This window comes from Streptomyces sudanensis (assembly GCF_023614315.1).
GTDB classification, from domain to species: Bacteria; Actinomycetota; Actinomycetes; order Streptomycetales; family Streptomycetaceae; genus Streptomyces; species Streptomyces sudanensis.
The window spans coordinates 1900431-1906955 of record NZ_CP095474.1 but is presented as its reverse complement, the minus strand read 5'-3'; the positions used below and the strand labels follow the sequence as shown (position 1 = coordinate 1906955).

At 72.8% G+C, this 6525-nt stretch carries 3 protein-coding genes and 1 pseudogene; all 4 read left to right on the top strand.

The annotated features are described in order from the left end of the window. Window positions 1-58: 58 nt before the first annotated feature. Complete coding sequence (gene obgE / locus MW084_RS08855) at window positions 59-1495, top strand: GTPase ObgE (protein WP_010476315.1); 1437 nt, start codon at window positions 59-61, stop codon at window positions 1493-1495. Between the two features lie 282 nt (window positions 1496-1777). Then, window positions 1778-2350: an O-methyltransferase gene (locus MW084_RS08850; RefSeq protein WP_029553935.1), complete on the top strand. Its 573-nt coding sequence runs from the start codon at window positions 1778-1780 to the stop codon at window positions 2348-2350. Window positions 2351-2813: 463 nt separating this feature from the next. Beyond that, window positions 2814-4328, top strand: coding sequence for a bifunctional cytidylyltransferase/SDR family oxidoreductase (locus MW084_RS08845; protein WP_255119439.1), 1515 nt, complete (start codon window positions 2814-2816; stop codon window positions 4326-4328). Window positions 4329-4467: 139 nt separating this feature from the next. Next, window positions 4468-6523, top strand: a pseudogene (locus tag MW084_RS08840) (hypothetical protein); the annotation flags it as partial. Window positions 6524-6525: the final 2 nt, after the last annotated feature.

Below are 6525 nucleotides of genomic sequence, written 5' to 3'. Positions count from 1 at the left end.
CCTGTACACCCCGTACACGTACGAACCCCACTTTCCGCACCGCTGGAGGCACCCCACCATGACCACCTTCGTGGACCGCGTCGAGCTGCACGTCGCCGCGGGTAACGGAGGCCACGGCTGTGCCTCCGTCCACCGGGAGAAGTTCAAGCCGCTCGGCGGCCCCGACGGCGGCAACGGCGGACGCGGCGGCGACGTGATCCTCGTCGTCGACCAGTCCGTGACCACGCTGCTCGACTACCACCACTCCCCGCACCGCAAGGCCACCAACGGCAAGCCCGGTGAGGGCGGCCACCGCTCCGGCAAGGACGGCCAGGACCTGGTCCTGCCGGTGCCGGACGGCACGGTCGTCCTCGACCGGAAGGGCGATGTCCTCGCGGACCTGGTCGGCCACGGCACCCGGTACGTGGCGGCGCAGGGCGGGCGCGGCGGCCTCGGCAACGCCGCGCTGGCCTCGGCCCGCCGCAAGGCGCCCGGCTTCGCGCTGCTCGGCGAGCCTGGGGACGTGCAGGACATCGTCCTGGAGCTGAAGACCGTCGCCGACGTGGCGCTGGTGGGCTACCCGAGCGCGGGCAAGTCCTCGCTGATTTCGGTGCTGTCCGCCGCGAAGCCGAAGATCGCCGACTACCCGTTCACCACCCTCGTGCCGAACCTCGGCGTCGTCACCGCCGGCTCCACCGTCTACACGATCGCCGACGTGCCCGGCCTCATCCCCGGCGCCAGCCAGGGCAGGGGCCTGGGTCTGGAGTTCCTGCGCCACGTTGAGCGGTGCAGCGTCCTGGTCCACGTCCTCGACACGGCGACCCTGGAGTCGGAGCGCGACCCGCTGTCCGACCTGGACGTCATCGAGGAGGAGCTGCGCCAGTACGGCGGGCTCGGCGACCGGCCCCGCGTCGTCGTCCTCAACAAGGTCGACATCCCGGATGGCAAGGACCTCGCCGACATGGTCCGTCCCGACCTGGAGGCGCGCGGCTACCGCGTCTTCGAGGTGTCGGCCGTCGCCCACCTGGGCTTGAGGGAGCTGTCCTTCGCCCTCGCGGAGATCGTCGCCAAGGCGCGCGCCGCGAAGCCGAAGGAGGAGGCGACCCGGATCGTCATCCGCCCGAAGGCGGTCGACGACACCGGCTTCACCGTCACGAGGGAGGAGGATGGCCTGTACCGGGTGCGCGGCGAGAAGCCGGAGCGCTGGGTGCGGCAGACGGACTTCAACAACGACGAGGCCGTCGGCTACCTCGCCGACCGCCTCAACCGCCTCGGTGTCGAGGACGAGCTGATGAAGGCCGGGGCCCGCGCGGGCGACGGCGTCGCCATCGGCCCCGAGGACGACGCGGTCGTCTTCGACTGGGAGCCCACCATGATGGCGGGCGCCGAGATGCTCGGCCGCCGCGGCGAGGACCACCGCCTGGAGGCCCCGCGTCCGGCCGCGCAGCGCCGCAAGGACCGCCAGGCCGAGCGGGACGAGGCGGAGCGCGAGTACGACGAGTTCGACCCGTTCTGACCATCGGAGGACCTGAGGATCCGTCAGGTCCCGGTAGGACGCCCGCGGTTCGGCGGGGTCGCCCCACGGCGGCCCCGCCGTTCCCGTACTCCTCCCGATCCCGTGGCGGGAGGGGCCGACGGTTGCCACCTCGACGATTGCTTCGCCGGGAGCCGGGAGCCGGGAGCCGGGAGCCGGGGTTTCCGCCGTGTCCGGGGAGGACCGCCGGAGCCGGACAGGCGGAACTCCGCACGGACCGCCTCCGCCCGCGGGTAGCGTCGTGCCCACGAGGGAGGGGGAATCGTGATCATGCCGGAGCGGGCGGTTCCACCCCGTGTGGCGGCCGCTGAGCGCGTCGCCTCCGAGGCGGGGTTCGAGAAGAGCTGCATCCCCGAGGTGGGCAGGCTGCTCAGGCTGGCCGTCGCCGCGAAGCCCGGCGGAACCATCGGGGAGAGCGGCACCGGTGCGGGTGTGGGAACGGCCTGGCTGCACAGCGGCCTCGGTGCCGGCGCACGCCTGGTCACCGTGGAGCGCGACGAGGACCTGGCCCGCCGGGCGGCCGGCGTCTTCGCGGACGACGACCGCGTCGGCGTCCTCACGGGCGACTGGCGGCTGCTCGAGCGGCACGCCCCGTTCGACGTCCTCTTCTGCGACGGCGGCGGCAAGCGCGACGATCCCGAAGGAGTGGTCGGGCTGCTCGCCCCGGGCGGCCTGCTGATCCTCGACGACTTCACCCCGTCGCCCCACTGGCCGCCCCGGTTCGGCGGCGAAGTGGACGAACTCCGCCTTCTCTACCTCACTCATCCACTGCTGGACGCCACCGAAGTCCTCACCACACCGGCCAGTTCGGCGGTCGTCGCGGCACGCCGCCCCTGACAGGGGCGCTCGGGGGCTTCCGGCCGTGCAACGGGGCCGGGCCCGCCACCCTGGGGCCGGGGGATGCCGGTGCCACCGCGACCGGACTGTGTTCCTGATGCCCCGCTGTGTTCCCGGTGCCCCGCTGCGGCGGATCCGCGGCGCCCTCGGACCCGCGGTGACTCCGTGGCCGTACGGGGNGNNGGGTGGTCGCACGGGGAGGGGCCGGCGGGACCGCCGGTCACGCAGGGTGCACGCCGAGGGCGCGCCTGGGACGCGTCCGGGGCGCGGAGACCGTCCGGCCGCCGGATCGTGCGCGGTCCGCCCCGGCGCCGTCCCCTTCCGATCCCGTCGGGAAGGCCGCCGGGCGGTGAACCACCGGTTTCCGGCGGGGGTACCGCGCTCCCGGTCCCGCCTTGCGGGACGGTCACGGAGGGTGCGACCATCAGCCCGTTCCCCGAGCCGAGCAAGGTAGGTCGTCCCTGTGTCTGCGCCCCCGTCCGCGCCTCGTGAAGCCGAGACCCGCACCACCGCCGTCGTCCTGGCGGGGGGCACCGGTCAGCGGGTGGGGCTGGCGATCCCGAAGCAGCTGCTGAAGATCGCGGGCAAGCCGGTCATCGAGCACACGCTCGCCATCTTCGAGCAGGCCGACTGCGTCGACGACGTGATCGTGCTGATGGCGCCGGGGTTCGTGGCCGACGTCGAGAGGATCGTCGCGAAGGCGGGACTGACCAAGGTCACCCGGATCATCGAGGGCGGCGCCACGCGCAACGAGACCACCGAGCGCGCCATCCGCGCCCTCGGCGAGGACCTCGCGGACGGCGAGGACCTCAACGTCCTCTTCCACGACGCCGTACGCCCCCTGCTGTCACAGCGCGTCATCGAGGACTGCGTGGCCGCCCTCGACCGCTACCAGGCCGTGGACGTCGCCATCCCCTCCGCCGACACGATCATCGTGACGCGCACCCACGGTGAGGACGGCGAGTTCATCACGGACGTGCCGGACCGGTCCCGGCTGCGCCGCGGCCAGACCCCGCAGGCGTTCAAGCTGTCCACGATCCGCAGGGCGTACGAGATCGCGGCGGGCGACCCGAACTTCCAGGCCACCGACGACTGCTCGGTCGTGCTCAGGTACCTGCCGGACGTGCCGATCCACGTCGTGCCCGGCGACGAGTACAACATGAAGGTGACGCAGCCCGTCGACGTCTTCATCGCCGACAAGCTGTTCCAGCTCGCCTCCACCGCGGCCCCCGCCCAGGCGGCCGGCGAGGACGCCTACCGCGAGCGCCTCTCCGGCCGGACACTCGTCGTCTTCGGCGGCTCGTACGGCATCGGCGCCGACATAGCGGCCCTCGCCGAGCGGTACGGCGCCCGCGTCTACGCGCTCGGCCGCTCCACCACCGGCACCCACGTCGAGAACCCGCAGCACGTGGAGGACGCGCTGGCCAGGGCGTACGCCGAGACGGGCCGCGTCGACCACGTCATCAACACGGCGGGCGTCCTGCGCATCGGAAAACTCGCGGAAACCGACAGCGCCACCATTCAGGAAGCGCTGAACGTCAATTACCTCGCGCCGGTCCAGATCGCCCGTGCGTCCTACAAGTACCTGGTGGAGACCAAGGGGCAGCTCCTCCTCTACACCTCCTCCAGCTATACCCGCGGCCGTGCCGAGTACAGCCTGTATTCGTCCACCAAGGCGGCCATGGTGAATCTCACGCAGGCCCTCGCCGACGAATGGGCGGCCGACGGAATCCGGGTGAATTGCGTGAACCCCGAGCGCACCGCGACCCCCATGCGGACCAGGGCGTTCGGCCGGGAGCCCGCCGGGACGCTGCTCTCCTCCGAGGCCGTCGCCCGCACCTCCCTCGACGTGCTGCTCTCCGAGTTGACCGGTCACGTCGTCGACGTGCGGCAGCAGGACCCGACCCGCGCGGCGGGCGAGGCGTCCGGCTTCGAGCAGGCCCTGGCGGCCGTCCTGGACCGCCAGGAAGATGTGTAATACTCGCGCAATGTGAATTCTTGGGCCCCCGCATCGGCGAGAGATCGCAAATGCGGGGGCCCGCTCCGTGGAGCTCCGCCCGCACGGAGACGAAGCACCTCGTGAGACCACCGGCACCCCCGTCTGGAGCAGTTTCCACGTGATTTCGACCGTCATTCGACTGGCCCGAGTGGGCAGCGGATCGGAGCTGGCCGCGGCAGTCCTCCTGGTACTCGGATTCCCCTGTGCCGTGCTCGCCGCGCTGATTCCGGACATCGGGCTGTTCGCGGGGGCCGGGGCCGTCACCTACGCCGCCGACTGGTACCTGCACCAGAAGAAGAGCCGCCTGGTCGACCGGCTCAACGACGTCCGCGCGGGACTGCCCGTCCGCTTCCTGCTGCGCCAGCTGCTGCTGATCCTGCTCCTCGCCCGCGCGGGCCTCGCGGAACAGCCGGTGTTCTACGCCACGGTCGCCTGCTTCCTCCTCTTCTACGGCCTCCAGGCCCCGCACGGCGCGCTCACCACCCTCATCAGGCTGCGCCGCACCATGCCGGTCGTCACCCGCAACATCGACCTGCACGGCGTGCGCATCCCCGACGCCCCGCCGCGCGCCCTGCTGCACCGGGCCGGCGAGAAGATGCTCCACCTCGACCTTCCCGCCGTCGCCGGCATCGTCGCCGCCGCCGTCACCGGCAGCGCCGTCCTCGCGTACGCGGGCGTCGCCGCCACGCTGGGCCTCGGCGTCCTCTACGTCCTGCTGCTCCTGCCGTACGTGCGCCGCAAGCGCCGCGTCCCGGCCGCCGGCGCCGTCCTCAAGGCCGTCGACACCTGGCTGCGGGAGTACCAGCCGGACGTCGCGCTGTACTTCTCCGGCTCCGAGGAGGCGGCCTACCAGGTCAACATGTGGCTGGACACCATGGGGCGGGTCGGCGGCCGGCCGATCGTCGTCATGCGCGAGCCGGAGCTCGTCCCGAAGCTGGAGGACACGGCCGTCCCCGTCCTGTGCATCCCGGGCGGCCAGCACACGATGGCCCGCGACTGGTCGACGCTCCGCGTCACGCTGTACCCGGCCAACACCGCCAAGAACATCCACATGCTGCGCGTGCCGACCTCGAAGCACGTCTTCATCGGCCACGGCGACAGCGACAAGCTCGCCAGCGTCAACCCGTTCTCCAAGGTGTACGACGAGGTGTGGACCGCCGGCCGGGCCGGCCGCGACCGGTACGCCCTCGCCGACGTCGGCGTCCGCGACGAGGACATCGTCGAGGTCGGCCGTCCCCAGCTCGCCCCCATCCGGCCCGGCACGGGCACGCCGAGGAACCCCGTCCCGACCATCCTGTACGCCCCCACCTGGGAGGGCTGGGACGGCGAACCCGGCAACACCTCGCTGCTCCTCGCGGGCGAGAACATCGTCCGGCGGCTGCTGGAGGCGCCGGACCCGGTCCGCGTCGTCTACAAGCCGCACCCCTTCACCGGTCTCGTCGACAAGCGGGCCAAGGCGGTCGACGAGCGGATCCGCGCGATGATCTCCGAGGCCGCCGCCCGCCGCGCCGCCGACCCGCGCTGGGCGCGCGAGGCCGCCGCGGCGCAGGCCGGGCAGGCCGCGGCCCGCGCCGAACTGGCCCGGATCGAGAACCGCCTCGCGGACCTCGCCGACCCCGGCCGGAAGGGCGCCGACGAGGCGGAGACCTCCCGCGTCTCCCTCGCCGACCCGCACCGCCTCGCCGAGGCCAAGCGGCTGCGCGCCGAGTGGAACGACGCCTACTGGCGCTCGTTCGGCTGGTGGGAGCACCGCGTCGTCACCGGCGTCCGGCCCCACCTGTACGACTGCTTCAACGAGGCGGACGGCATGGTCTCCGACATCTCCAGCGTCGTCTCCGACTTCATCGCCAGCGGCAAGCCGTACGCGGTGACGGACTCCGCCGGGCTCGGCGCGGAGGAGTTCCGGCGGCAGAACACCGCGGTGCGGGCCGCGGTCGTCCTGTCCAACGACGCCGCCGAGCTCGGCGAACTGCTCGCCGCCGTCGCCGACCCGGCCGCCGACCGGATGGCGGGGGAGCGGCGCGCCCTGAAGCAGTACCTGCTCGGCCCGGACGAGCCCACCTCCATGGAGCGGTTCGACATCGCCGTGCGCACGCTGGCCGCCAAGGCCGAGGCGCGCAACGCGGCGGTCGCCCGGCGCCTCGCCGGGCAGGCGGCCGGCGAGGCGGGCCGCGNG

What these genes read in the sequence shown, in the direction of transcription:
- obgE (WP_010476315.1), top strand. Translation starts at nt 59, where the DNA reads ATGACCACCTTCGTGGACCGCGTCGAGCTGCACGTCGCCGCGGGTAAC.